The organism is Desertibacillus haloalkaliphilus (genome assembly GCF_019039105.1).
GTDB lineage: Bacteria > Bacillota > Bacilli > Bacillales > KJ1-10-99 > Desertibacillus > Desertibacillus haloalkaliphilus.
Genome location: NZ_JAHPIV010000667.1, coordinates 1 through 294 on the forward strand (window position 1 = coordinate 1; position 294 = coordinate 294).

Annotated in this window: 1 tRNA gene; it reads right to left on the bottom strand. The window is 45.2% G+C overall.

Annotation, left to right across the window (positions count from 1 at the left end):
• Positions 1 to 59 (bottom strand) — tRNA-Pro (locus KH400_RS23780).
• Positions 60 to 294: the final 235 nt, after the last annotated feature.

Sequence of the window (294 nt, forward strand, 5' to 3'; positions counted from 1 at the left end):
GACAGGATTTGAACCTGCGACCCCTTGGTCCCAAACCAAGTGCTCTGCCAAGCTGAGCTACTTCCCGTTTCTAAAGTGTATAAACTGCGAATCTCTTCGTCAGTTTTACTCAATCAAATCCTCATGTACCTTTGTACAATCCGGTTTTCTTTCGCTTACTTCCTCGACCTTCTTGTTTCTCCACTTTAGAAGATCATAAGTGATAAGTACATTAGAAAATATGGCGCGCCCGAGAGGAGTCGAACCCCTAACCTTCTGATCCGTAGTCAGACGCTCTATCCAATTGAGCTACGG